Below are 24,340 nucleotides of genomic sequence, written 5' to 3'. Positions count from 1 at the left end.
GTGGAGGACGAGCGGACCCGTCTGTGTAGCCAGAGCCGTCGCGGTCGGTTCGTCGACTACCTGCGCGCGCAGTTCGCGCCCGAACCCGGTGCGCGCGCCGCCGACAGTCTGCTGGCGTCGGCGATCCGGCCTTCCGGGCAACTGCTGAAGGTGGCCGCGGCCGAGATCAAGATCGGGACCGGTTCGTCCTGCTGGACCGGCAGCGCCTGGAGTACGAAATCGTGCTGCACGCGGTGGAGAAGGCCAGGGCCGCCGACTCCAAGAGGAACACCTACAAGGTGCTGCTCACCCGCGGCATGATCGGCACGGCGGTCTACTCCGTCGACGCCAGGACGCAGGACTTCCTCGCCACCCTGCTTGATCGATAGGGTGGCCCGGCGCCCATGTTCACGGCGCCGCTTGACGGTCCCGACGCTGCACGCCGAGAACGAGCTCATGACCCTCATCACCCTGAGACAGGCCGCGATCCGCTTCGGCATCCCGCTCGCCGGCCTGCGGAAAGTCGCGGCCGCCGGGTTGCTTCCGGCGATCACCCGGCACGGCGGCAAGCCGGTCATCCCCTCGGACGTGGCGCGGCGAATCGCGACTCGCTCCGCTGTCGCGCCACACCACCTCATGCCCATCACACCGGGCACGACCAGAATGGCGGTGTTGCGAGTCGACGTCGCGAAGCCGGTCCCGGACGAGGACCGGCCCTTCATCGGCTTCCACGCCGATCTGACACCTGCGGAACTGCTGGAAGCGCTGCGTGGGTGGTGGGTGGGGAATCCGGCGAGAATCGCGGAGGCCGGCGTCCTCCCCGTCACGCTCGGCGGGTTCGTCGTCGCCGTACTGACAGGCCTGAGCGGCTGGGACAGCAGAGTGACCGACGACGGTGTGACGCGTCACCGTTTCGACGCACGACTGGCCGGCTACATCAGGGACCTCGACGCCCCCGTTAACGTGGTCGGGAGCGGCACGGCTGACGACCTGCGAATCGCCGAGCTCCTTCTCGGCAAGCCCCTCCCGTCCACGTCAGGCGGCCCCATCGCCTACGTGACCCTGCCGGCTCACGAACGCACTCTGTCCCGATAGTCGTCAGGGCCCGCGGGGGCGGTCAGGGGGCCATCATGGGACGCGTGATCGAAGAGCGACGTCTTCCGGGCGGGAACACGAATGGGGCGGTCCGGGTCGGCGACACGGTGCGCCGTGTCCCCGGCCCCTGGACGCCTGCCGTGCACGCGTTGCTCCGGCATCTGGAGGACGTCGGCTTCGACCGGGCCCCGCGTGCACGAGGGTTCGACGACCAGGGGCGGGAGGTCCTCTCGTACCTGCCGGGAGAGGTGGTCGGGACCGCGCGGCCGTGGCCCGCGTGGGTGCACAGCGACGACGCGCTCCGTCAGGTGGCCGGCTGGCTGCGCGACTTCCACACCGCGGTGGCGAGTTTCGTCCCTCCGCCGGACGCGGTCTGGCGCGAGGGAGGGACCTGGCGACCCGGCCTGATCGTCGGCCACAACGACGCGGCGCCGTACAACGCGGCGTGGGCCGACGGGCGCCTCGTCGGTTTCTTCGACTGGGACTTCGCCGGTCCGGTCACCCAGGAGTGGGACCTCGCCTTCACCGCCTTCTCCTGGGTGCCGCTCCACGCCCGCCATGTGGTGGCGGCGGAGGGGTTCACCGCGTTCGCCGAGCGGCCCCGGAGACTGCGGCTGTTCCTCGACGCCTACGGCTGGGACGGCCCGGCCGGGCGGTTCGTCGAGACCGTCCGCCAGCGGGTCGGCGCCTCCGCCGACGGCATCCGGCGGCTCGCGGCGGCGGGCGACCCGGCGTACCGGAAGATGGTCGGCAACGGCGTCGACAGGTCATTGGACACGGCGGTCGAGGAACTGACCGGCTTCCCCGGCGAGTGAGACCGGTGCCTGCGGGTCCGCCGCACAGGTGTTCGCTGCTAGAGGCGGGGCCAGGGCCGCCCGGCGAGGTGTTCGATGTCGGTGTTGAACCGCCTCAGGTAGGCGGCGAAGGCCGTGACGTCCTCGGCTGTCCAGCCGGCCAGCACCTTCTCCAGACCGAGGATGTTCTTCTCGCGCTCCTCACCGAGCCACCGCTCGCCCTCCTCGGTCAGGCGGAACTTGCGGGCGATGCCGCCGTCGGGGTCCGGGATCCGTTCCACCAGCCCGGCGCGCAGCAGGGCCGAGGTGTGCCGGTTGAGGGTGGACACGTCCAGCCCGAAGGCGTCGCTGAGCTGGCCTATGGACATCGGGCCCGTGACGTGGATGCGATTGAGCAGCAGGTAGGCGCTGCGGTCGAGGTGCCGGTGCCGCCCGAGCAGCATGGTCTCGAACTCGATGAGATGCGTGGGCTTGTCCATGCGGTTCCTTCTCGTACAGATATGTGCACCCTACACGAATTGTGCATGTAACACATGGTGTGTAGGGTGCACATCGTTTTGCCCATCGATTCGAGGGAGACCCACGTGGGAGGCTCCACGTCCGCCGCTCGCCCCGGCGGCATCGTCAGCGTGATGGCGGTGGCCGGCATCGTCGCCTCGCTGATGCAGACCCTGGTGGTGCCGCTGATCGGCGAGCTGCCGAACCTGCTGCGCACCACCGCGTCGAACGCCTCCTGGGTGATCACCGTCACGCTGCTCGCGGGAGCGGTCACGACTCCGGTCACCGGCCGGCTCGGCGACCTGTACGGCAAGCGCCTCATGATGCTGGTCTGCTCGGTGCCGCTGATCGCCGGCTGCGTCGTCTGCGCGCTGGCGGGCTCCCTGACCCCGATGATCGTCGGAAGAGGTCTGCAGGGCATGGGCATGGGCTTGATCCCCCTCGGCATCAGCGCCCTGCGCGACCTGCTGCCGCCCGAGCGGCTCGGCCCCTCCATCGCGCTGCTGAGCTCGTCCATGGGGATCGGCGGCGCGCTCGGTCTGCCGATCGCGGCGGCGGTCGCCGAGTACGCGAGCTGGCGAATGCTGTTCTGGGGCTCGGCGGCGCTGAGCGTGCTGGTCGCGGTGCTGATCTGGCTCCTGGTCCCGGCCACGCCAGCCCGGGCTTCCGGCCGGATCGACGTCGCCGGTGTGCTCGGCCTGGGCGCCGGGCTGGTGTGCCTGCTGCTGAGCGTCTCCAAGGGCGCCGACTGGGGCTGGGCGAGCGGCACCACACTCGGCCTGCTCTTCGCGGCACTGGTCGTGTTGCTGCTGTGGGGCTGGTGGGAACTGCGCGTCAACGACCCGCTGGTCGATCTGCGCGTCACCGCGCGGCGGCAGGTCCTGCTGACCAACCTGGCCTCGATCGTGGTCGGCATCTCGATGTACGCCCAGGCGCTGATCGTCATGCAGATCCTGCAGCTCCCCGCGGCCACCGGCTACGGTCTGGGCCAGTCGATGCTGGCGGCCGGCCTGTGGATGGCTCCTTCCGGCCTGATGATGATGGCCGTCTCGCCGCTGGGCGCCCGCCTGTCGGCCGCCCGCGGCCCCAAGGTCACCCTGATCGCCGGCAGCCTGGTCATGGCGCTCGGGTACGGCTCCTCGATCGTCCTGCTGGGCTCCACCTGGGGTCTGCTGATCGTCACCTGCGTGTGCAGCATCGGCGTCGGCCTGGCCTACGGGGCGATGCCCGCCCTGATCATGGCCGCGGTCCCCCGCTCCGAGACCGCCGCCGCCAACAGCTTCAACACGCTGATGCGCTCCATCGGCACCACCGTCTCGGCCGCGGTGGTCGGCGTCGTCCTGTCGCAGATGACCATCCGGCTGGGCGGGCACGTCCTGCCGTCGGAGGGCGGTTTCCGCGCCGGGATGCTGATCGGCTGCGCCGCCGCCCTCGTCGCCGCCGCCGTCACCCTGGCTCTCCCCGCACGCCCGGTGGGCCGTATGGCCGGTCACGACGTCCTCGCCGAGCCCGTCACCGCCACGAAGCCCTGACCCCGGCGGCCTACCGGCGCCGCGACTCCACCGAGGGCGCCTGACCGTCAGTGATCCTTCGTGCCGGGCGTCTCGGCGAAACGGCGCGTGGCCACGAGCGCGGCCAGATCCGGCGCGAGGCGAAGCTCGGCCGCGTCCAGCCCCGGGTGGCCGAGCCAGTGCATCCGCGCCTGGTCGACGGCGCCGTCGAACCGCGGCGGCCAGTGCCGAGCCGGGGTCAGGTCGTCGATGACCAGCGTGCCTCCCGGCCGGAGCAGCCGGTGCGGATCGGCCGGCTGCTCACCGCTCTTGCCCTGGCCGCCCCCGTCGAGCACGAGCAGGTCGTACGGCCCGTCCCGATGGATCTCCCGCCAGTCACCGCGGATGACCGTGACCTGCGGGTGATCGATGAAGACCTGGGCGGCCAGGGACGCGCGACGTGCGTCCCGTTCGACGCTGACCAGCCGGGCCCCGGGCCGGGCGCCCGAGGCCAGCCATGCCAGGCCCACTCCGCACCCGGCGCCGGTCTCCCCGATCGTCTCGGCGCCGCCCGCCAGGGCGTACAGCAGCCGCCCCTGCTCAGGCCGGCACGAAGGAGCGAAGCCCGCCTGCCGGGCCACCTGGACCGCACGCCCGACCAGCGGAGGCAACCCCGCGAGATCGGCGTAGGCCGCCGTACCGTCAACCGACATCGCCCCAGGTTAGGCCGACCGACGTCGTTTCCCTAGTACTCCAGCGGCAGATCGTGATCCGGGCGACCGGACGACCTGGTTGGCGGCTGGTCGCGAATGGCCGGGGAGACCCACGAGGTCGAGGGCGGGGCCGGCGAGACAGCAGCACCGCTTCGGAGATCGGGCGGCGATCAGTTCGTGACGGATCCGGTCTGCCAGGCGAGGCGGAGCCGCTCTGCGGCATCGGTGGCTTGGCGAAGACCCGCCTGGTAGGCCGGTTCCCAGGCCGTCCGGTCGTTCAGGTCCGAGCCGAATGCGCGTATCGATGCCGGATCGGGCTCGATGGTCACCACTGTGTGCGCCCCGGCGACCGCCAGCTCCTGGTGGAGCAACTCGCGGGGAAACAGGTGCGCCTGCGGGTCGATCACCACGAGCGTGCGGGCTCCGGCCGCGAGTCCGGCGTTGGTCGCCGACCGCAGGGAGCCGTCCATGTATCGGCGGCCGTTGATGGTGATCGGTGGGTAGATGCCCGGGAAGGCCGTGCTTGCCGCCACGGCGGTGGGCAGCGGTGCGCCACTGGCACGGTCGAAGACCTCCTGCTCGCCGGTCTCGGCGTCCAGCGCGGTGATGAGCAGCTGCCGGTCCGGCCATCGGTCTGCGCCGGCCATGGCGCGCATCCGGGCGACATGCGCCTGCTCGGGGCCGGTCTCGGCGGCGAGCGCGATCTGGCCCACTCGGCGCCGCGCCTCGTCCGGGTTCGAGGCGGCACTGCCGAGCACCGCGAACGCCTCGCCCAGCCGGCGCCCGTCCACCTGGGGAGGAGTGCCGCCGGAGCCGGCAGGGCGCACTGGGGTGGCGAGCCGGTCGGGGTCCTGGCCGGTGGCCAGCAGTGCGGCGATGATCGCGCCGGCCGAGGTGCCGACGATCAGATCGGCCTCGCCGAGATCCACCCCGCCGCGGCGCAGTCCGCAGGCAAGCCCAGCCATCCAGGCCGTGCCGACGAGACCTCCGGCGCCCAGTACGAGTGCCCGGTCGAGCGAGTGCATGACTGCCTCCTCCCATTATTGAAACAGTCGTACCATATACTGACGTAGGCTCAGATCGGCGCTGGCGAGAGGATGATCCACCGTGGGGCGACCCCCAGATCCCGCCCGACGGGAGGCCACGCTGGCGCGGGCGACCGATTACGTACTGGCGCACGGCCTGGCCGGGTTGAGTCTGCGGCCGCTGGCCGCGGCTCTCGATACCAGCCCGCGGATGCTGCTCTACGACTTCGGCAGCAAGCAGGAGTTGGTATCTGCCGTCCTTGCCGAGGCCCGCCGCCGCGGTGCGACACGGTTGGCCGAGAACCTCCCGCCGGAGGCGGGCTCTCCGGAGGAACGCCTGCGCGGCATCTGGGCCTGGATCAGCGCACCCGAGCGCGCCCCGTACGTCCGGCTGATCTTCGAGGTGCACGCCGACGGCCTGGCTCACCCCGAGAAATACCCGGACCAAGCCAAGGCGATCACGAACTGGTTCGACACCCTCGGCGCGACGTTCCGCGACATCGCCACCACCCCTGACGACACCGTCACTCCCACCTTGGTCATGGCCGTGATCCGGGGCCTCCTGTTCGATCTGACGACCACCGGCGACCGCCACCGCACCGACCGCGCCCTGGACCGCTTCTGCGAACTCCTCCGGCATTGAATGAAGACAAACGATCACGCGGTGGCAGCGCCTGCCGAACCGGGCCAAGTGGGACGCCGACGCCGTCCGTGACGACCTGCGCGACTACGTGCCGAGCACCTGCACGACGACCAGGCGGTACTCGTGGTCGACGAGACCGGCGACCTCGCCAGCCGCCGCCAGGCCCGATCCAAGCGAGCCACTATGAACGCCGAGCCGCAGCCCCAGCATGATCACGATCTACCGCTGGAGTACTAGTAGAAGCAGGCGCGGCGGGGAAGCATGCCGGACGCCTTGATCACGACCGTCATGTGGCCGGACGGGGGTATGTCTGCCCCGGGACACTCCTGGGGCGAGGGGCCATCGGCAAGTCGCGGGAGCGCCCGATGGGGGGAGAAAAGGAGGATGAGCGCGGCCAGCGGCACTCCAGCCGTCGTGATCCAAATGGCTGTACGGAGATCGAAGACAGTTCCCAGCCATCCGCCGAGCAGAGCGCCCAGCGGAATTGTTCCGTAGTTGAGGAAAGCCGTGCTCGCCGAGAGACGCCCGAGAAGCTCCGGCGGGCAGTAACGTTGCTGAAAGCTCGCCTTGATGACGTTGCCGACCACGACGCCTGCTACCACGCAGAATCACCCCGTGGCGAAGAGAAGGAGCCCGGCTCCGGCAGAGGCGGCCGGGATGAGCAGCGAGAAGATCGCGAACCCGAGCTCGAACAGCAGCATCGCGCGGGCGGTCCCGATCCGGTCGGCGACCCGGCGCGCGACGAATGCCCGGGCGACACCTCCCGCGCTGGCGGCTGCGATGAGCCCGCCGACCGCTCCGGGCGCCAGGCCCACGGCATGGACGAGGAAGACGACCTGGATCGACTGATAGCCCATGAGGGCCAGGTTGGAGGCAGCCCCGAACAACGTCAGCGTGCGGAGCCAGGGATCCCGGGCGACCAGTCGCAATCCTTCGCCGACTTCGTCGAGCAGAGCTTTAGAGCGGACGGCCCTCCTTTCGCGGCGTGGCTCGCGCTTGCGGATGCTCGCGACGCAGAGGAGGGAGAAGAGAAAGGTCGCCGCGTTGGCGAACATCGCGCTGACCGCGCCTACCGTCTGCCCGATCAGGCCGGCGGAGCCGAGGCCGGCGATCTGGGCGGCCGACGCACTGCCGTGCAGCTTCGCGTTGCCTTCGAGTTGGTCTGCGGGGGTCAGAATGCTGGGAAGGTAGGCGGTGTAGGCGGTCTGGAAGAACACGGCGGCAGTGCCCGTCAGCAGCGCGATGACCACCAGCAGGCCAACGTTCAGGTGGCCGGTCCACTCCGCGACCGGAACCACGGAGAACAGCAGGAAAGACACCGCGGCAGCGGTCAGCATGACGGGCCTGCGACGCACCCGATCTACCCACGCTCCGACCGGGAGACCGATGACCAGCCACGGGCAGCCAGGCCGAGGCGCTTAGTACCCCGACCTCCCATGTGGTGGCGTGCAGGGGCGAGACGGCGATCAGGGGCATCGCCACGGCGGTGACGGAGGCGCCGAACTTCCCCGTGGTCTCTCCACACCACAGCAGACGAAAGTCCCGATCGCGACGCAGGAGACTGACAGGTATCTCATGGCTCATCCGTTTCCCCGCTCTTTGCGGGGGAACGACTGGATCTGCACGATGATCGGCAGCGCCCCAGGCGCTGCCTCCGCACCGGGCTCGGGAGTGTGACGCGCGATCACGGCCATCAACTCGTCGTTGAGCGACTTGAGCTGTGCCGGCGTCATCCGCAGGTCCCGCCAGTCGGAGATGGCGCCGGCGCGCTGCCAGTCGCCGTCCCAGCTCTCGCTCAGGTAGTTCCGGCTGAAGTACTGCTGCACCAGCTCGTGCATGTAAATCGACAGGGCACCCCTGGTGTCGGGGTCATCGTGGAATTCAGCGGTCTCCAGGACCTTCGTGTCCTCGACGACTCTCCACCAGCGCTCGCGCTTGGTGCCGCGGCCCGTCTCCTCTTCGATGAACCCGTGCTGGGCAAGGTGCCGCAGATGCCAGCTCACGGTGCCGGTGTTCTCGCCGAGGCGTGCCGACGGTCCCGTGGCGGTGGCCGGGCCGTCGAGGGTCAGCATCTCCAGAATGCTCATGCGCAATGGGTGCGCCAGGCCTCGCAGGCTGCGGGCGTCAAGGCGCCGTACGGGCTTGTGTCGGGCCGCCGCCTTTGGTTCCACTTCGTCGCTCATGCCGACAGGCTGTGTTGCAGAGAACACTTTGCATAGGACTCTCTGCACCATAGTCTGCAGCGCTGCCCCACGCGGCTGATCAACCTGAGGTCATCGGATCCGAGCTGGTCGGCAGCCTTTCGTGGCCTCGGGCACCGAACGCCCAGATCGACGCACTCATCCATCTCCAGCCGCAAGGTTCGTCGTCGAGGGCTGGAACGGCACCAAGCCGGGCGGCGGGGATGGCGCGGTTGCCTAGTTGACATTGCTAGAAATTTCAGTCATGTTTGAAATAACTAGCCAACAGTATGGAGTAGGCCATGGAACACGTGACCTTCAACAGCCTCGGCACCCGCTGCGCGGGCGATCTCTACCTGCCCGAGACGAGTGACCCGGTCCCCGGGCTGGTGCTCGGGCACAGCGGGGTGATGGTCAAAGAGGCGCTGGCGTTCTTCGCGCCGTACTTCGTGAAGGCCGGTTTCGCGGTGCTGGCCATCGACTATCGCACGGTCGGCTCGAGCGAAGGCGAGCCGCGCGGCCTGGACTACCCGGAGCGGCAGGTGGAGGACTTCCGCAGCGCCGTGTCCTACCTGCGAACCCGTCCCGAAGTGCAGCCGGAGCGGATCGGGGTGTGGGGGGTGAGCATCGGCGGCTCGGTGGCGGCCCAGGCCGCCGTGCTCGATCGGCGCATCAAGTGCGTCGTCGTGCAGAGCCCCAGCGTGTGGAACGGATGGCGGTACATGGAACGCCTCCTCGGCCGCGCCGGTGTCCACGCGCTGCGCGCCCAACTGCAGCAGGACTGGCAGCGGCGCTACGAAGGCGGGCAGAGCGCTCGCGTGCCGCACCTGACGCTGGAGGGCGACAGCGTGAAGGACACCCCGGACATGTCGACCCGCCTGTTTCCCACCTACCGCAACGAGAAGACCCTCGACTCAGCCGAGCACCTGCTCACCTTCGCACCGGAGAACCTCATCCACCGGCTTGCACCGACGCCGCTGCTGATGATCGCTAACGGCGGCTGGGACCCGTACCACATGCTCGAGGAGGCGCAAAGCGCCTTCGCCAAGGCAGGCGAGCCCAAGCGGCTCGCGGTGCTGCCCTACGACGTGCTCGGCCTCTACACCGGCCCGGGCCTGGAGGAGGCGATGGCGCTCGCGATCGACTGGTTCGACCTTCACCTGCGCAGGACCCGGCTCGCGGACATCACCCCGACACCCACCTACGAGTCGGTGGCCGCCATGACACAGTGAACCGGCACACGATCAACAACGGAGGATGCGACGATGAGCACTGAAAAACAGCAGGACCGGCTGCTCCGCTGGGTGGAACGGGTGGCAGCCTTCTGCGTCGAGGAGTGGGGGCTGCCGCCCATCACCGGACGCATCCTCGGCTGGCTCATGATCTGCGATCCGGCCGAGCAGTCCGCCGGCCAGATCGCGGAGGTCATCCAGGCCAGCCGGGCCTCGCTCACCTCGAACATGCGCTTCCTCACGGCCATCGGCCTGGTCAAGAAGGTGAGAAGGCCCGGGGATCGCACCTCCTACTACCGCATCGAAGACGACGCCTGGCAGAAGGTCATCCAGCGCAAGCTCGAAAGCCTGAGCGCGTTCGGCGAGATCGCCGACGAAGGGCTCGACATCGTGGGCGGCGAGGGGCACCGCACCGAGCGCATCAAGGCCGCCCACGACTCCCTGACGTGGCTGCAGAACCTCGCGGCCCGCCATCCGCTACGCCGTTAAGGAATCCCCATGCACCGCTGGCAACCCAACCTCGGGCTGATCCAGGAAACGCTGCTGCTCACTCTCCACGCCAGAGCTCTGGACGCCGGGCAGCCCAGCCCGATCCTCGGCGATACGCTCTCCGCCGACCTGGCCGGCACCATCGATTACGACTTCGGCAAGCTGAAGGTCAAGCCCAACCTCGTCCTCACCACGGCACTGCGCGCCAAGAAACTCGACGGCGTCGTCCGCGCCTACATCGCCGCTCATCCCGGATGCGTGGTGCTCGACCTGGGCTGCGGCCTGGACACCAGGATGTTCCGCTGTGATCCCCCGCCCGGCGTCGACTGGTACGACATCGACTTCCCGGAAGTGGTGCACCTGCGATCCGAATGCTTGCCCGGCCGTTCCCACCTGGTCGGAGCCGACCTCACCAGCTCCGACTGGCTTACAGCCATCCCCGGCGACCGGCCGGCGATGATCGTCGCCGAGGGGCTGCTCCCCTTCATGCCCGGCGACTCCTTCCAGACGATGACCCGCGCGCTGACCGGCCATTTCCCTTCGGGCGAGCTCGCGCTCAACGGCTACACCCGCTTCGCGGCCTGGGCCATGAAGTACCACCCGACCATCAAGGCACTCGGCATCAAAGCCGCCCAGGGCTTCGACGACCCACACGAACCAGAGTCCTGGGACGCCGGCCTCGAACTGATCGAGGAGCAGATCCTCACCCGCGCACCGGAAATAGCCCGGTTCCCGCAACCCCTACGCGCGCTCACCCGTCTCACCGCCCGCAGCACGGCCTTGTCTCGGCAAGGGGCACGCATTCTCCGCTACCGGTTCTGATCCCTTGCGGGAGGTCTGCCGGAACCGGAACCGGCCGTGGCCTGAACGCCACGACTCCCGAGCACGGGGCGCGCATCCGCGACCTGCTCACCTCCAACGCCAACGTCAACGACCCCGCCGCCTTCAGCCTGCCGTCCTATGAGCAGGCCAAATTGTCGGCCCTCTGAAGGCCGGCCGCCCTCTCTTACTGGGAGCCCGACGACTACAGGAGAGCGCCGATGGCCGATGCCCGCTTCGCCCGTGGCCCCGCACCCGGGACCGCCGCCCCACCCGCGGGTCAGTCCACACACCGCGCAGTCGGACCCACCGCCCGACCGTCCCGTACCGCCGCCGCGATATCCGGGCAAGCTGTGGCCGGGATCGCCGAGCTGTGGCGGCACACCCAGAGCGATGCGGGCATCACCATCGACGTCGTCGACGGACCCCCACAACTGTCCCACCCCCAGCCTGACCGGCGCTGACCTATGCGTCTGGAGGACGCCGCGGTGACGCGGAAAGAGCATGAGGCGTCGGATCGGGAGTTGGTGGCCCGGCTGGTCACAGGCCCGCGCCGAAGGGCTGGAGCTGGTCGGTGAGAACGGACTGCTGGGCCGGCTGACCAAGCTGGTGCTGGAGTCGGCGCTGCAAGGCGAAATCACCGACCACCTCGGCTACGACAAACACGATCCGGCCGGTCGCGGCAGCGGCAACACCCGCAACGGCACCCGTACCAAGACAGTCACCATCACCGACAAGGTGATCGAGGGCCGAATGGCAGAACCGTCCCCTGGACGCGGTCTATCCGGTGGTGTTCATCGATGCCATCCACGTCAAGATCCGCGATGGGCAGGTCGCCAACCGGCCCATCTACGTCGCGTTGGCGGTCACGGCCGACGGCGAGCGCGACATCCTCGGGCTGTGGGCCAGCGACGGCGGCGAGGGCGCCAAGTTCTGGCTACACGTGCTGACCGAGATCAAGAACCGGGGCGTCGCCGATGTGCTCATGATGGTCTGCGACGGCCTCAAGGGGCTGCCGCAGGCCATCGAGCAGGTCTGGCCCCAGTCCGTGGTGCAGACCTGCGTGGTGCACCTGCTGCGCGCTTCCTTCCGCTACGCCGCACGCCAGCACTGGGACGCCATCGCCAAGGCGCTACGGCCGGTCTACACCGCCCCGACCGAGGCCGCCGCGCTCGAGCGGTTCACGGAGTTTGCCGAGGCCTGGGGAGGTAGGTACCCGGCGATCGTGAAGCTGTGGCAGGACGCCTGGGCCGAATTCGTCCCGTTCCTGTCCTTCGATGTCGAGATCCGGCGGGTGATCTGTTCGACGAATGCGATCGAGTCGGTCAACTCCCGGATCCGCCGGGCGGTCAAGGCCCGCGGCCACTTCCCCAACGACCAGGCCGCGCTCAAGTGCGTCTACATGGCCGTCATGAGCCTGGACCCGACCGGCAAGGGCCGCAAACGCTGGGTGACCCGATTGAAGGCCGCCCTCAACGCCTTCGCCATCACCTTCGAAGGCCGCCTGACCCCAACCGCCCGATAGAACCAATCAAGACCGAGTTACACCGTTGATTGGACAGACCCGCACGACCATGTCGATCGTCGGCCTGGGAATATGTATCGTCGCATCCGCGGGAACATGCGCTCTTGTAGGGGTGGGCATCGCGGGTCTCAACTACGCGCGCAACGCCTTCAAAGCAGGCGACGCCTTTGACAGCCACGCGGTAAAGACCCTCGCATGGGATGTCGCCACCTCTGTCGGCCTCGGCTATCTCGGAAAGGGCCTGACCGCTGGCTGGAAGGTGACGACGGCGGGGCGCCGGGTAGGCGTGCGAGAAGGGTGGAGTCCCACCAAGGGGTGGTTCGCCAGTCCGTGGACCAGGGTCGGCATAGGAGCGAACGGCGCCGCGAGGCAGGCCGGCCCGGCCCACGGCTCCCGACTGGCTCTCGGTATCACTGCCGAAAACCTCCTCATCAACGCCGAGACGGCAGCGCCGTCGACCGGAACCCAATACCTGGGAGAGAGCTGGCTCAATGAGTGAAAGTCGAAGTGGGCAGGTGGTCGCGAGGAAACCGACCGCAATCATCCTGATGGGCGTTGTCGGGGGAGCCCTGCTGTTGGCGGGCCTCGCCGTGATACTGAGCGGCGCCGTCATACATGACCTCGCAAGTGCGCTCTTCTTCTCCTTCGTCTTGGGGGCCTGCACATTTGTGGTCTGGTTGATCGCATGGCACTCAAAGATCCGAGCGACGCCGGCGGCCTTATTCGTCGACAATTTTCTCATCGTGCGTGAGATCCCCTGGTCCCACGTCAAAGACATCGTTCTAGGCAGCGGAATCGTCGTCGTACTGGACGACGATGAAGTGATCGGCTCTCTTCACTTCGGTGGATCCGTTCTCGGCATGATCACCGGCTATCCCTCCTACCGGCGATCTCTACGACGTCTGCAGGATGCCCTCGCCGGCTACAAGAACAACGGCGAACACGAGGCGCGCGAGAAGAAGACCTACATGAAGTTCCCCTGGATCGCCGCCCTGGCCTGGTTCCTCCTCTACGCCATCCCGTCGCTCCTTCAGCTCTGAAGAATCTGTTCCGGGAGCGGGCGCATGACGCAGTACCCGTTGTCCGTCTCGTGCTGGGGAGCACGAGCGCAAACGAAGCCCGTTGGCGCCAAACGAGAAGGGAGATACCGAGCCATCCGGTCCGCGACGGCGGTCAGCCCCTCGCTCACCCCACGGTAGGTAGGCATCTCCCTGTCCGAGTACGCCAGCAGGGCGGTCGCCCGTGCCAACGTCGAGGCCACCGAGAGGGGCGGGGTGGCCCGTACAAGCCTCCGGCCGACGAGCTCATCAGCGGAGATCACCCCTTCATGGTGTCGTACACAGGACCAGGCAATCGCGTACAGGCATGTAGGAGATGTGGCCGGACGTAGGCGTACCGGGCGGGGGCTTCGACGCCCAGACGACGACCAAAGGCAAGGAGCCACAGCTCCGGAATGTTGCCGAATCCCACGCCTGAGGTTGCGAGAGTCGTCCCGCTGATGGCAGGCCCACCGGCGGGGAGCAGAGTCGACTCTGTCCTCGGCCGCGACCATCAGCGCCGGACCAAGGCGGGTAAGCAGACGCCGCAAGGCAGGGTGGCGGCGCCCAGACCGCTCACCCAGCGGGGCACGGGGGCCCGCATCTGGCTGCCCTTGCGGGAGTACGGCATCAGCTCGCCTTCGCCAGCCCGTTGGCCGTGGATTCCGGAGCCAGGGCGAGCCCCGCTCTGCGCGCACGGCGCACGCTGGCACGCAGCACCTCCTCCACCCTGCGCGCCTCCTCTGTCAGCCCGGCGATCTGGGCGACGGCCAGTTCGTCCCTGACGGTCCGGGCGAGGAGCTCCTGGTAGGCCTCACTGCGTTCCGACAGCCGGCGCGCCGTCTCCCACTGCAGCAGCGCCTCGTCGGCGGCTCCAGTCTGGGCGGCGTACTCCTCCAGCTACCGTGATACAGCTTCGTCCTCACCGCGAACTCCCGCCGCCGACGGCCAGCTTGGGCGGCATCGAGGAGGCGGGACACGACATGCCTCCGCATCGGGTCGATGCCCGCACTGCGTCAAAGGAGGGTTGCTCGGATCGTGACGTGAGCCGGCTCTGCCTCGGTAACCTCGGCGAACCTTGGATGGAGTCACCGAGCGGGAGGTTGTCACAGGGCTGCGCGCGCTTTCGACGCCGCCGAAGCCGGCCTGACCTTGCCTCACAGCTCCGGGAAGGTCGAAGGGCACGTCAATGACGTCATCATGTGGAATCTGATCTGCCGAGCGGGGGGTGCTTGAGCAGCGCGGTGGTCCACTCCCGTTGCTCGACGGTGTCGGGGACGGGAAGTCCTCGAGCGTGCTGGAGCTGCTGCCATGCCGTGTCCGGGGTGACGCCGTTGAGGATCAGGAGGGCTGCAGCGAGCAGGGAGGCGCGGCCGATGCCGAAGCGGCAGTGCGTGACGACATGGGCGCCGACATGCAGCCGTTCGGCGAGTTCCCGGAGAGCGGGCAGGACCGTGGGCAGATCGGGGACATCGCGGTCGGGGACGGGCATCGCGACGAAGTGCAGACCGGCCTCACGGGCAGCCTGCGCCTCTGCGCCGAGGCCGGTTTCCTGAAGTTCGGGCGGGGTGAGCGCGCAGACCAAGACGTCGACGCCCTCGGATCTCAGCGCGGTCATCTCATCGTGTAGCCACTCTCCGCCGCGGGGTTTGGCCATGATGCTCAGCCGCCCGAGATCTGGGCTGTCAAGGGTGTAGAGGGTGGGGCGCATGTTAGCAGGACTTTCGATCGGGTCGTCCAGGGAATGATGTGACGATCAGCAGCAGCGATCTGCCAGGCACGGCGCGGAGCTCACGGGCGGTTGGGCCGGCGGGAGTGGCGACGTCCGCGAGGCGCTGAAGGAGCTGATCGAAAGCCATCTTGCCGTCCTCCACTGCGCCGCGCTCATTGTCAGTGAGCGGGATGCTCACCAGCATGCGCTGCAGGTTGTCCTTCGCCTCCACGGCCGTTATTGCGATCGCTGTGTCAGCGGGCGCTGACTCCGTCCGGCAGAGCATCGGTGACGACCAACTCGTCCGCAAGGTTGAGGACGCGCACCCGGCCGCGATCGAACTCCAGCAGAAGTCCGATTTCCGCATCGAGGTGTCGATCCACGATGTGCCTCACCACTCGGATTGATTGGCCAAGGAAACCGCTCATCAGGAAGGCCGACGGGGCGGGAGCGACGACGACCCGGCCGTACTCGTCCATGTCGTAGTCACCGTATGGTTGATCAAGGGCCAGTTCGATCGAGTCGTCCGGCGCTGTATGGAAGCGGACGGGGCCCAGGCCGCCCATGTGAAGCCACATGTGCACCAGCGAGGGCTCGTCAGCGATCGAGTGCGCGTGCAACGACAGCGTCACCTGCTCAAGCCGCCGGCCGACGAGCTCGTCAGCGGAGATCACCCCGTCATGGTGTCATGTCCAAGGTCCGCCTGCGGTCGCGGCTACGGCCTGTGGCAGGTTCGTGGCGTCGAGCACGGTGATGGTTACGAACATCCCGAGCAGGCACACCCCGGCGCCCATTGCCTCCTCTCTTGCCGCATGCCGGGGCCGCGCCTGATCGAAGGCGTCGCGCGCGGTCTCGTCCCTGCCCAGGCGGTGCCGGTAGGCCTGGCGGAAGGCCGCCGAGGTGACCTCGCTCTCCAGCAGCCGGTCCGCAGCCGCAGCTTTGCTGTTCGGATCATTGATCCACATGGTCAGGCGCGGGTACTCGTGGGCGCGCACCCTCTTCTCGCTCTTCTTCAGGTGCTTGAACTGGTAGGCCACCCGGTTCCAGTTCTTCACAGGGGTCTCGATCATCCATCGCTCGTCGCTCTGCATCTCTCCCAGGCAATCGCGGATCCCCTGACACGGACTGCTGTAGGTCGTCGCGGCATCGGCGGGCTGGGCGATCGACGCTGCGCGATCAGCACGGTCAGGGCGACGGCCGCGCCCACGGCGAACTTCCCGGGGCGTCCGCACTGTCCGGAGCCCTGACCGCCGCCGGTCCGGCCGCGGACGCACCGGCCGCGCGTCGACGGCATGGACTATGCTCGTCATGTTCGCAAAATGAACCGACGTTCGCATAGCGAACAAGAAGGGAACGTCATGGGCTCGGCCTTCGTCTACGCCGCGGCGCGTACGCCGTTCGGCAGGTTCAACGGCGCGCTCGCGGGCGTCCGCCCGGACGACCTGGCGGCCACCGCGTTGCGCGGCGTCCTGGCAAAGCTCCCGCGGCTGGACCCGGCGGAGATCGGCGACGTGGTGTGGGGCAACGCCAACGGCGCGGGTGAGGACAACCGCAACGTGGGCCGGATGGCCGTGCTGCTGGCCGGGCTGCCGGTGACCGTGCCGGCCGCCACGGTGAACCGGCTGTGCGGGTCGAGCCTGGACGCCGCCATGATCGGCTCGCGGACCGTCGAGAGCGGCGACGCCGACGTCGTCGTCATCGGTGGCGTGGAGTCGATGACGCGGGCCCCCTGGGTGCTGCCCAAGCCCTCCCGGGCCTTTCCCGCCGGCGACGTGACCGCGGTCTCCACCACCCTCGGCTGGCGGCTGGTGAACCCGCGCATGCCGAAGGAGTGGACGGTCTCCCTCGGCGAGGCCAACGAGCAGCTCGGCGAGAGGTTCGGCGTCTCGCGCGAGCGGCAGGACGCCTTCGCCGCGCGGTCCCACGTGCTGGCCGACGCGGCCTGGAACGACGGCTTCTACGACGACCTGGTCGTCCCGGTCGAAGGCGCGGGCCTGGCCCGGGACGAGGGCATCAGGCCCGGCTCGACGCCGGAGATCCTCGCCGGGCTGAAACCGGCCTTCCGCCCCGACGGCACCATCACGGCCGGCAACGCCTCCCCGCTGAACGACGGCGCCTCCGCGGTCGTGCTCGGCTCGCAGGCCGCCGCGGACCGGATCGGCGCCGACCCGATCGCCCGTGTCGCCGGTCGCGGGGCCTGCGCGCTCGAACCCCAGATGTTCGGCTACGCGCCGGTCGAGGCCGCCAACCAGGCGCTACGCAGGGCCGGCATCGGCTGGGACGACGTCGGCGCCGTCGAGCTGAACGAGGCGTTCGCCGTGCAGTCGCTGGTGTGCCTGGACGCCTGGAAGGTCGATCCCGCGATCGTCAACACCAGGGGCGGCGCCATCGCCATCGGCCATCCCCTGGGCGCCTCCGGCGGCCGCGTCCTCGGCACGCTCGCCCACGTGCTGCGCGAACGTCGCGAGCGGTGGGGCGTGGCCGCGATATGCATCGGCGTCGGCCAGGGGCTGGCCGTCGTGCTCGAGAACGTGAGCGCATCATGACCGCCGTGTTCACCGACCCCGGCGAGGCGGTCGCGGGCGTCACGGACGGCTCCACCGTCCTGATCGGCGGCTTCGGCATGGCCGGCATGCCCGTACGGCTCATCGACGCGCTGATCCGGCAGGGCGCGACCGACCTGACGGTGGTCAGCAACAACGCGGGCAACGGCGACACCGGCCTGGCGGCGCTGCTCGCCGCCGGGCGGGTACGCAAGATGATCTGCTCGTTCCCCCGCCAGAGCGACTCGTGGGTCTTCGACGGCCTCTACCGTGCGGGGAAGATCGAGCTGGAGGTCGTCCCGCAGGGCACCCTGGCCGAGCGCATGCGCGCGGCCGGGGCCGGCATCGGCGCCTTCTACTGCCCCACCGGGGTCGGCACGCCGCTGGCCGAGGGCAAGGAGACGCGCACCATCGACGGCCGCGACCACGTGCTGGAATACCCGATCAAGGGCGACGTCGCCCTCATCAGCGCCCACGTCGGCGATCGGATGGGCAACCTCGTCTACCGCAAGACCGCGCGCAACTTCGGGCCCGTCATGGCGACCGCCGCGACGCTGACGATCGCGCAGGTGCACCACGTCGTCGAGACCGGCGAACTGGACCCCGAGGCCGTGGTCACCCCCTGCATCTACGTCGACCGGATCCTGGACCTGAGCGCGACGGAGGCGACGTCGTGAAAACCACTGTGAAGACCGTCGAACACCTCGGCCGCGGCCCGCTCGGCCGCGACGAACTCGCCGCCCTCGTCGCCCGGGACATCCCGCCCGGCGCCTTCGTGAACCTCGGCATCGGCCAGCCGACGACGGTCGCCGACCACCTCCCGGCCGGCTCCGGGGTCGTCCTGCACACCGAGAACGGCATGCTCGGCATGGGGCCCGCCGCCCACGGCGACGAGATCGACCCTGATCTGACCAACGCCGGCAAGATGCCCGTCACCGAACTGCCGGGCGCCTCCTACTTCCACCACGCCGACTCCTTCGCGATGATGCGCGGCGGCCACCTCGACGTGTGCGTGCTCGGCGCCTTCCAGGTCTCCGAACGCGGCGACCTGGCCAACTGGCACACCGGCGCTCCCGACGCCATCCCCGCCGTCGGCGGCGCCATGGACCTGGCCACCGGCGCCAAGCAGGTGTTCGTCATGATGACGCTGTTCACCAAGGACGGCACGCCCAAGCTCGTCCCCGAATGCACCTACCCGCTCACGGGGCTGGCCTGCGTGAGCCGCCTCTACACCGACCTGGCCGTCTTCCACATCGACCGCGGGGGCGTCACCGTGGTCGAGACGTACGGCACCGGCGTGGCCGAGCTCGCCTCCCGGCTGGAGGTCGCCGTACGCACCCTCGGCCAGGAGCCGTGACCGGACGAAAGGGGCGATAGTCTCCCCCTGTGAGTGAGCGAGCAGTCCTCGTTACCGGCGCGTCGCGCGGGATCGGACGGGCGATCGCGGTGGCCTTCGCCGCCGCCGGCGACCGCGTCGCGATCCATCACCGCGGCTCCCCCGACCTGGCCGAACGGGTCCGTGCCGAAATGCCGGGAGAGGGCCACGCCGTCGTCCAGGCCGACGTCGCCGATCCCGCCGAGGCGCGGCGCATGGTCGAGGAGGCCGCGGCCGCACTCGGGGGCATTGACGTGCTGGTCAACAACGCCGGGGTCTTCGTGCACCATCCGATCACGGAGACCTCATACGAGGAGTGGCAGACGGTGTGGCGCGAGACGCTGGCCGTCAATCTCGTCGGACCGGCCAACGTCATCTGGAACGCCGTACGGCACATGGCTCCAGGCAGCAGGATCGTCAACGTCTCGTCGCGCGGCGCCTTCCGCGGGGAACCGGACAGTCCCGCCTACGGGGCCAGCAAGGCGGGCCTGAACGCGCTGGGCCAGTCGCTCGCCATCGCCCTGGCGCCCCTCGGCATCGCTGTGGCGACCGTGGCGCCCGGCTTCGTCGAGACCGACATGACCAACGAGCATCTCAAGGCGCCACGCGGTGACGAGATCCGCGCCCAGAGCCCGTTCGGAAGAGTGGCGAGGCCCGAGGAGATCGCGGCCGCTGTCCTTTACCTGGCGTCACCGGACGCCGAGTGGGCCAGCGGCACGATCGTCGACCTGAACGGCGCCTCCTACCTGCGCAGCTGAGCCGAGATGGTCAGTTGGGCGCCCAGTATTTGACCAGGACCTTCTCCAGCCTGCCCACGACCGGTTGCCAGGTCGGTGGCAGGGTGTACCGGGTCGCCCGGTGCCCCTTGTAGGCCAGCCGGTAGGCGATGAAGTCGGCCCCCGGCGGCTGGGACTCGGAGCGCCCGAGCCGCAGGTGCTTCAGCGAGCCGCGCAGGCCGCGCCACTCCGCGGCGGTCAGGCATTTGCGGACCGTGGGTCCGGTGCGACGGCTCAGCACGGCGCAGCCGTCCGTGTAGACGGCCACCCGGTTGTGCAGCCCGGCGAATCCGCCCTCCTCCCGCAACTCCACCAGCAGCTTCCTGTGCGCCGTGGCCGCCTCGGCGGGAGCGGTGACGGCCAGCACGGACAGGGCCGCCAGCGGCAGCAGTGCGATACGCGAAATCCTCATGCTCTCTATGACGGATCACGGCGCCCTTCGGCTCAACGAGAACGTCCGGGTGTAGGGCAGCCGATGCCGGGCAGGCGGTCGAAGTCTCCGAGTCGAAAGGTGACGAAAGTGACCACTGCTACAGAACGGGACGTCATCGACCTGCTGCTGGCGCAGCACAACCAGATCAAGACCATGTTCGCGGAGGTCGCCGCCGCGCGGGGCGAGCGCAAGCGTGAGTTGTTCAACGACCTCGTACGGCTGCTGGCGGTGCACGAGGCCGCCGAGGAGCAGGTCGTACACCCGGCCGCGCGGTCGAAGGCGGGAGCCGAGGTCGTCGAGGCCCGGCTGCACGAGGAGGACGAGGCGAAGCACGCCCTGTCCGACCTGTACGACCTCGGCGTCGACCACCCCGAGTTCGACACCCGGCTCGCCGCCCTGGAGAAGGCGGTCGTCGACCACGCCACGCACGAGGAGCAGGAGGAGTTCCTCCGGCTGCGTCAGGAGACGTCCCCGGAGCGGTTGCGCCGGATGGCCGGCGCGGTCCGGGCCGCCGAGGCGATCTCGCCCACCAGGCCCCACCCGGGCGCCGGGGAGTCCGCGACCGCGAACATGCTGCTCGGCCCGCCGGTGGCCGTGTTCGACAAGATCCGCGACGCCGTACGGGACTGGCGGCAGTCGAACAAGGACTGACCCCCCGCCCAACTCGGTCCGGCACGAGAGCGGCTCGGCCATGAGACCGCTCCGGGCTGAGCCGAGGGAGCCGGGATCCGCGGCACGTGCGGGCCCGTCCGCCGGACAGGCCCGCACGTGCCGTCGCACCTGTTTGACGGCCCGGCGGCGTGGTGGGCGCCTACCGCCTCACCTGCTAGACGCGCTCGAGGCGGCGGAGTCCCGCAGCCGCACCGCCGCTCGTAGGTTCCCCGGCCAGGGGCTCAGCGGCCGGAGTTCCCGTGCCCGCAGTGACCTCTGCGGTGCCGCCGGACGCGCCACAGGACCAGGGCGGTCACGACGACCGCGGCGAGAACGGCCGCGACCACACCGCCGACGGCCGACCGCACCTGCTCGTACGCCGCCCCTGCGAAGAAGCCCAGAAGGGTGTAACCGACTCCCCAGAGCACCCCGCCGAGGACGTTGAACAGGAAGAACCGCCGGTAGCTCATGCGCGAGACCCCGGCCAGAGTCGGCATCATGGCGCGGAGGAACGCGGCGAACCGAGCGAAGAACACCGCCTGAGGGCCCCACCGGCGGATCAGCGCCTGGGCCCTCTCCACGCGGTCGCGGCGGTGGCGCAGAACCCGTACGTCGAGGACACCGGGGCCGAGGCGGCGGCCGATGAAGTAGCCCGCGCTGTCGCCGGCTATCGCGGCAAGCGTCACCACGAGCCCCAGCCAGTACACCGACAGCCTGCCCTGGCCGGCGAGCACGCCGCCCAGCACGGCGGCCGTCTCCCCCGGCACGACGAACCCCACGAACAGCGCGTCCTCGGCGAAGACCAGCGCCGCCACGACCGCGTAGAGCACCGCGCCCGACAGGCCCCAGAGCCAGTTGATGATCGAGTCCACCCGTCCTCCATGCGCCTCCCCGTTGTCGTGTCCCGAGGAGATGCGCTTACGCGCGCCGCGCGGCCGAGTGTGGTTCGCTCGGTTCTCGCCGGACCGCCCGGTCAGGCGTCCATGCCCTTGCGCAGCAGGGCCCACGCCCGTGCGGCGGCGACGCGCCGGGCCGGCGCCGGTCTCATGGTGAGGACCGCGGCGAACATGCCGACGGCCAGGATCAGGTCCTCGGTGGCGAGGTCCGCACGGACGTGCCCCACGCGCCGGGCCTCGGCGAGCTTGCCGTCGAGCACCTTGGCCACGCGGTCGCGTACGGCGATGATCCGCAGGTCGTCGCCGTACGCGCTGACCATCTCGATGAACGCGGTCGAGGCGATGGTCTGCTCCGTGATCAGGGTCAGCAGGTCGTCGAGCGTCGCACCGGGCTCGGCGGCCAGCGCCTCCAGCTCGGCGACGCCGTCCTCGAACACGGCCAGGGCGAGGCTGGTGCGGTCGGGGAAGTGCCGGTAGAGGCTGCCCTGGCCGACCCCTGCGGCGCGGGCGACCGCGCTGAGCGGCGCGTCGTACCCGGCGGCGGCGAACACCTCCCGGGCCGCGGCGATCAGCGCCGCCCGGTTGCCCGCCGCGGCGCTGGGTCCCCTGTTCGTCCCCGTCGCCGGTCTCACCGGCTGTCGGAGGGAACGCGATGAACACGCTGGGGCAGTCGTGAAGCGGGTTGTGATCGTCGGCGACGAGCCGCATCCGCCGTACGACCGCCCGCCGCCCTGAAATCTCCGCCCCGAGACGCCCGGGAGTTTGCATGCAGACGGGCACCGGCACGACCGGCCTTCACACCAATCCGGGCATACGTGATGGGCGCCGTCCTTCCGATCTGCCGTCCTCCCGAATCTGAGGGTGCACGGCGACCGACCATCTATAAGAGGAGATGCCGAATGAGTGTCGACGAGCAGGTTCTGAGCTACCCGATCCCGAACGACGCGGCGCTGGACCCGCCCGCGGAGTGGGCCGAGTTGCGTGCCCGATGCCCGGTGGCCCACGTCACGCTGCCCAGCGGCGACCGGGCGACGCTGCTGACCCGCTACGAGGACGTCAAGCAGGTGCTGGCCGACCCGCGCTTCACCCGCCAGCTCAACGCGCCGGACGCGGCCCGGCTGTCGGCGGACGGCGGCGGGGTGTTCAGCAGCGAGATGGCGACGATCATCCCCGACAGCGGCGAGGAGCACCAGCGGTGGCGGCGCCTGGTCGGCAAGTGGTTCACCGCCAAGCGCATGAACGCCATGCGGCCGGCCATGATCCGGATCGCCGAGGATCTCATCGACGACATGGTCAAGCGCGGCGCCCCGGGCGACCTCAGGGCCGGCCTCGGCTTTCCCCTGCCGGTCTACGTGATCTGCGACATGCTCGGAGTGCCCGCCGCCGACCGGGACCGGTTCTCCTACTGGTCCGACACGCTGCTCAACCTCACCCGCTACGGCAAGGCCGAGATCGAGGCCGCCCAGGCCGAGTTCTTCCAGTACATGTCCGACCTCGTCGCCGGCAAGCGTGCCGACCCCGGCGACGACCTGCTGAGCGAGCTGATCACGGCCGGCGGCCCGGAAGACGGCGGGCTGTCCGACATCCAGATCCTGGTCACCGGCATGGCGCTGCTGGTCGCCGGGCACGAGACCACCGCCAACATGATCGGCAAGCTGGTCTCCATGTTGCTGGCCGACCGCTCCCGGTGGGAGCGGCTGCTGGCCGACCCGTCGCTGATCCGCACCACGGTGGAGGAGTCGCTGCGCTTCGACGCCAACTCCGGCTTCGGCCTGCCCCGCTACCTCAACGCGGAGACCGAGGTCAGCGGGGCGGTCCTGCCCCGCGGCACGACCGTGGTGTGCAGCATGGCCGCCGCCAACCGCGACGAGACCGCGTTCGAGAACGCCGGCGAGATGGACCTGACCCGCAGCCCGAACCCCCACCTGGCCTTCGGCTCCGGCGCCCACTCCTGCCTGGGGCAGGCGCTGGCCCGCACCGAGCTGCAGGTCGTCCTGGAGGTGCTGCTGCGCAGGCTGCCGACGCTGGAGCTGGCCGTGCCGGTGGAGGAGCTGGAACGCGTGGAGGGGCTGGCCGTCGGCGGCCTGCGCGAGGTCCCGGTCCGCTGGTGACCCCTGGAGACAAGGCTCGATCGGCAAGGAGGACATGGACATGAAGGTCATCGTCGACGAGGCGAAGTGCTGCGGCGCCGGGCAGTGCGTGCTGATCGCACCGGAGGTGTTCGACCAGCGCGACGAGGACGGCATCGTCGTGCTGCTGGAGCCCGAGCCCGCCGAGGACCAGCACACCGCGGTCCGCGAGGCCGCCGCCGTCTGCCCTGCCGCGGCCATTCAACTGGAGGGCGACGACGCCTGAGTCTCCACGGAGCTCCCCCGGGGAGCGTGCCCGCATCTCCACGCGATCGCGCTCGTGGTGGCCGTCGTGGTCGCCGTCCGG

At 69.6% G+C, this 24,340-nt stretch carries 30 protein-coding genes and 2 pseudogenes; 19 read left to right on the top strand and 13 right to left on the bottom strand.

From position 1 onward, the window contains the following. Positions 1–221 precede the first annotated feature (221 nt). From FH610_RS33335 to FH610_RS33325, 3 genes are read left to right on the top strand one after another with little or no spacing between them, the layout of a single operon-like run. Positions 222–368: a DNA/RNA helicase domain-containing protein gene (locus FH610_RS33335; protein ID WP_139579205.1), complete on the top strand. Its 147-nt coding sequence runs from the start codon at positions 222–224 to the stop codon at positions 366–368. A 31-nt stretch (positions 369–399) separates the two neighbouring features. Further along, positions 400–1,074, top strand: coding sequence for a hypothetical protein (locus FH610_RS43350; protein WP_205826254.1), 675 nt, complete (start codon positions 400–402; stop codon positions 1,072–1,074). Positions 1,075–1,118: 44 nt separating this feature from the next. Continuing rightward, positions 1,119–1,889: a phosphotransferase gene (locus FH610_RS33325; protein WP_205826253.1), complete on the top strand. Its 771-nt coding sequence runs from the start codon at positions 1,119–1,121 to the stop codon at positions 1,887–1,889. 38 nt (positions 1,890–1,927) lie between these two features. Here the strand turns inward: FH610_RS33325 and FH610_RS33320 are convergent, their stop codons facing one another. After that, a complete protein-coding gene (locus FH610_RS33320; RefSeq protein WP_139579203.1) occupies positions 1,928–2,347 on the bottom strand; it encodes a MarR family winged helix-turn-helix transcriptional regulator in 420 nt (139 codons plus the stop codon). Positions 2,348–2,452: 105 nt separating this feature from the next. Here FH610_RS33320 and FH610_RS33315 point away from each other — a divergent pair, with 105 nt between their 5' ends. Then, a complete protein-coding gene (locus FH610_RS33315) occupies positions 2,453–3,898 on the top strand; it encodes an MFS transporter (RefSeq protein ID WP_240809343.1) in 1,446 nt (481 codons plus the stop codon). Between the two features lie 47 nt (positions 3,899–3,945). Here FH610_RS33315 and FH610_RS33310 read toward each other — a convergent pair whose 3' ends face one another. Continuing rightward, positions 3,946–4,569: an O-methyltransferase gene (locus FH610_RS33310; RefSeq protein ID WP_139579201.1), complete on the bottom strand. Its 624-nt coding sequence runs from the start codon at positions 4,567–4,569 to the stop codon at positions 3,946–3,948. Positions 4,570–4,739: 170 nt separating this feature from the next. After that, a complete protein-coding gene (locus FH610_RS33305; RefSeq protein WP_139579200.1) occupies positions 4,740–5,594 on the bottom strand; it encodes a patatin-like phospholipase family protein in 855 nt (284 codons plus the stop codon). Positions 5,595–5,676: 82 nt separating this feature from the next. Here FH610_RS33305 and FH610_RS33300 point away from each other — a divergent pair, with 82 nt between their 5' ends. Together FH610_RS33300 and FH610_RS45755 are read left to right on the top strand one after the other, a co-directional pair. Next, positions 5,677–6,237, top strand: coding sequence for a TetR/AcrR family transcriptional regulator (locus FH610_RS33300; RefSeq protein ID WP_139579199.1), 561 nt, complete (start codon positions 5,677–5,679; stop codon positions 6,235–6,237). A 25-nt stretch (positions 6,238–6,262) separates the two neighbouring features. Continuing rightward, a pseudogene (locus FH610_RS45755) lies at positions 6,263–6,384 on the top strand (IS701 family transposase); the annotation flags it as partial. Positions 6,385–6,470: 86 nt separating this feature from the next. On the opposite strand, the gene FH610_RS43975 reads toward FH610_RS45755, so the two are convergent. The 3 genes from FH610_RS43975 to FH610_RS33290 form a co-directional block, all read right to left on the bottom strand. Then, positions 6,471–6,824, bottom strand: coding sequence for a hypothetical protein (locus FH610_RS43975; RefSeq protein ID WP_205826252.1), 354 nt, complete (start codon positions 6,822–6,824; stop codon positions 6,471–6,473). 21 nt (positions 6,825–6,845) lie between these two features. After that, positions 6,846–7,574, bottom strand: a complete 729-nt coding sequence (locus FH610_RS43970; protein ID WP_338104607.1) for an MFS transporter — start codon at positions 7,572–7,574, stop codon at positions 6,846–6,848. Between the two features lie 243 nt (positions 7,575–7,817). Further along, positions 7,818–8,420: a winged helix-turn-helix domain-containing protein gene (locus FH610_RS33290; protein WP_139579198.1), complete on the bottom strand. Its 603-nt coding sequence runs from the start codon at positions 8,418–8,420 to the stop codon at positions 7,818–7,820. Positions 8,421–8,719: 299 nt separating this feature from the next. On the opposite strand from FH610_RS33290, the gene FH610_RS33285 reads away from it, so the two are divergent. The 6 genes and pseudogenes from FH610_RS33285 to FH610_RS33260 all read left to right on the top strand — a co-directional run bounded on the left by FH610_RS33285 (position 8,720) and on the right by FH610_RS33260 (position 13,522). Next, positions 8,720–9,649 carry an alpha/beta hydrolase gene (locus tag FH610_RS33285; RefSeq protein ID WP_139579197.1) on the top strand — a complete coding sequence of 310 codons (930 nt, stop codon included), beginning with the start codon at positions 8,720–8,722 and terminating at the stop codon, positions 9,647–9,649. Positions 9,650–9,682: 33 nt separating this feature from the next. Then, the gene (locus tag FH610_RS33280; RefSeq protein ID WP_139579196.1) at positions 9,683–10,138 is read left to right on the top strand and encodes a GbsR/MarR family transcriptional regulator; all 456 of its coding nucleotides are present in this window, start codon (positions 9,683–9,685) and stop codon (positions 10,136–10,138) included. A 9-nt stretch (positions 10,139–10,147) separates the two neighbouring features. After that, positions 10,148–10,960, top strand: a complete 813-nt coding sequence (locus FH610_RS33275) for a class I SAM-dependent methyltransferase (RefSeq protein WP_139579195.1) — start codon at positions 10,148–10,150, stop codon at positions 10,958–10,960. 464 nt (positions 10,961–11,424) lie between these two features. Then, positions 11,425–12,482 (top strand): annotated as a pseudogene (locus FH610_RS33270) (IS256 family transposase). 49 nt (positions 12,483–12,531) lie between these two features. Beyond that, positions 12,532–12,981, top strand: coding sequence for a hypothetical protein (locus FH610_RS33265; RefSeq protein WP_139579194.1), 450 nt, complete (start codon positions 12,532–12,534; stop codon positions 12,979–12,981). 49 nt (positions 12,982–13,030) lie between these two features. Beyond that, positions 13,031–13,522, top strand: a complete 492-nt coding sequence (locus FH610_RS33260) for a hypothetical protein (protein ID WP_139579193.1) — start codon at positions 13,031–13,033, stop codon at positions 13,520–13,522. Positions 13,523–14,717: 1,195 nt separating this feature from the next. Here FH610_RS33260 and FH610_RS33255 read toward each other — a convergent pair. Genes FH610_RS33255 through FH610_RS33240 form a run of 4 tightly spaced genes read right to left on the bottom strand, consistent with a single transcriptional unit; the run spans position 14,718 to position 16,321 of the window. Next, positions 14,718–15,176, bottom strand: coding sequence for a protein-tyrosine phosphatase family protein (locus tag FH610_RS33255; protein ID WP_420813754.1), 459 nt, complete (start codon positions 15,174–15,176; stop codon positions 14,718–14,720). 55 nt (positions 15,177–15,231) lie between these two features. Beyond that, positions 15,232–15,462, bottom strand: a complete 231-nt coding sequence (locus tag FH610_RS33250; protein WP_139579191.1) for a hypothetical protein — start codon at positions 15,460–15,462, stop codon at positions 15,232–15,234. Between the two features lie 22 nt (positions 15,463–15,484). Next, positions 15,485–15,904: a hypothetical protein gene (locus tag FH610_RS33245; RefSeq protein ID WP_139579190.1), complete on the bottom strand. Its 420-nt coding sequence runs from the start codon at positions 15,902–15,904 to the stop codon at positions 15,485–15,487. Positions 15,905–15,916: 12 nt separating this feature from the next. Continuing rightward, on the bottom strand, positions 15,917–16,321 hold the full coding sequence (locus FH610_RS33240) for a hypothetical protein (RefSeq protein WP_139579189.1): 405 nt from the start codon (positions 16,319–16,321) through the stop codon (positions 15,917–15,919). A 267-nt stretch (positions 16,322–16,588) separates the two neighbouring features. Here FH610_RS33240 and FH610_RS33235 point away from each other — a divergent pair, with 267 nt between their 5' ends. Genes FH610_RS33235 through FH610_RS33220 form a run of 4 tightly spaced genes read left to right on the top strand, consistent with a single transcriptional unit; the run spans position 16,589 to position 19,906 of the window. Beyond that, a complete protein-coding gene (locus tag FH610_RS33235) occupies positions 16,589–17,776 on the top strand; it encodes a thiolase family protein (protein ID WP_139579188.1) in 1,188 nt (395 codons plus the stop codon). Continuing rightward, positions 17,773–18,450, top strand: coding sequence for a 3-oxoacid CoA-transferase subunit A (locus FH610_RS33230; RefSeq protein WP_139579187.1), 678 nt, complete (start codon positions 17,773–17,775; stop codon positions 18,448–18,450). The genes FH610_RS33235 and FH610_RS33230 overlap by 4 nt, the downstream gene beginning before the upstream one ends. Beyond that, the gene (locus FH610_RS33225; protein ID WP_139579186.1) at positions 18,447–19,130 is read left to right on the top strand and encodes a 3-oxoacid CoA-transferase subunit B; all 684 of its coding nucleotides are present in this window, start codon (positions 18,447–18,449) and stop codon (positions 19,128–19,130) included. The genes FH610_RS33230 and FH610_RS33225 overlap by 4 nt, the downstream gene beginning before the upstream one ends. A 29-nt stretch (positions 19,131–19,159) precedes the next feature. Beyond that, complete coding sequence (locus FH610_RS33220) at positions 19,160–19,906, top strand: SDR family NAD(P)-dependent oxidoreductase (RefSeq protein WP_139579185.1); 747 nt, start codon at positions 19,160–19,162, stop codon at positions 19,904–19,906. Between the two features lie 10 nt (positions 19,907–19,916). On the opposite strand, the gene FH610_RS33215 is transcribed toward FH610_RS33220, so the two are convergent. Continuing rightward, a complete protein-coding gene (locus tag FH610_RS33215) occupies positions 19,917–20,336 on the bottom strand; it encodes a hypothetical protein (RefSeq protein ID WP_139579184.1) in 420 nt (139 codons plus the stop codon). 108 nt (positions 20,337–20,444) lie between these two features. Here FH610_RS33215 and FH610_RS33210 point away from each other — a divergent pair, with 108 nt between their 5' ends. Next, complete coding sequence (locus FH610_RS33210) at positions 20,445–21,008, top strand: hemerythrin domain-containing protein (protein ID WP_240809341.1); 564 nt, start codon at positions 20,445–20,447, stop codon at positions 21,006–21,008. Positions 21,009–21,250: 242 nt separating this feature from the next. On the opposite strand, the gene FH610_RS33205 is transcribed toward FH610_RS33210, so the two are convergent. Next, complete coding sequence (locus tag FH610_RS33205) at positions 21,251–21,880, bottom strand: DedA family protein (RefSeq protein WP_139579182.1); 630 nt, start codon at positions 21,878–21,880, stop codon at positions 21,251–21,253. Between the two features lie 101 nt (positions 21,881–21,981). Further along, positions 21,982–22,536, bottom strand: coding sequence for a TetR/AcrR family transcriptional regulator (locus FH610_RS33200; RefSeq protein ID WP_139579181.1), 555 nt, complete (start codon positions 22,534–22,536; stop codon positions 21,982–21,984). 267 nt (positions 22,537–22,803) lie between these two features. Here FH610_RS33200 and FH610_RS33195 point away from each other — a divergent pair, with 267 nt between their 5' ends. Together FH610_RS33195 and FH610_RS33190 are read left to right on the top strand one after the other, a co-directional pair. After that, positions 22,804–24,015 carry a cytochrome P450 gene (locus FH610_RS33195; RefSeq protein ID WP_139579180.1) on the top strand — a complete coding sequence of 404 codons (1,212 nt, stop codon included), beginning with the start codon at positions 22,804–22,806 and terminating at the stop codon, positions 24,013–24,015. A 40-nt stretch (positions 24,016–24,055) separates the two neighbouring features. After that, on the top strand, positions 24,056–24,259 hold the full coding sequence (locus FH610_RS33190) for a ferredoxin (protein ID WP_139579222.1): 204 nt from the start codon (positions 24,056–24,058) through the stop codon (positions 24,257–24,259). Positions 24,260–24,340: the final 81 nt, after the last annotated feature.

This window comes from Microbispora catharanthi (assembly GCF_006334915.2).
Taxonomy (GTDB): domain Bacteria; phylum Actinomycetota; class Actinomycetes; order Streptosporangiales; family Streptosporangiaceae; genus Microbispora; species Microbispora catharanthi.
Note: the sequence above shows the minus strand (reverse complement) of the source record. Positions and strands in the feature narration are given on the sequence as shown.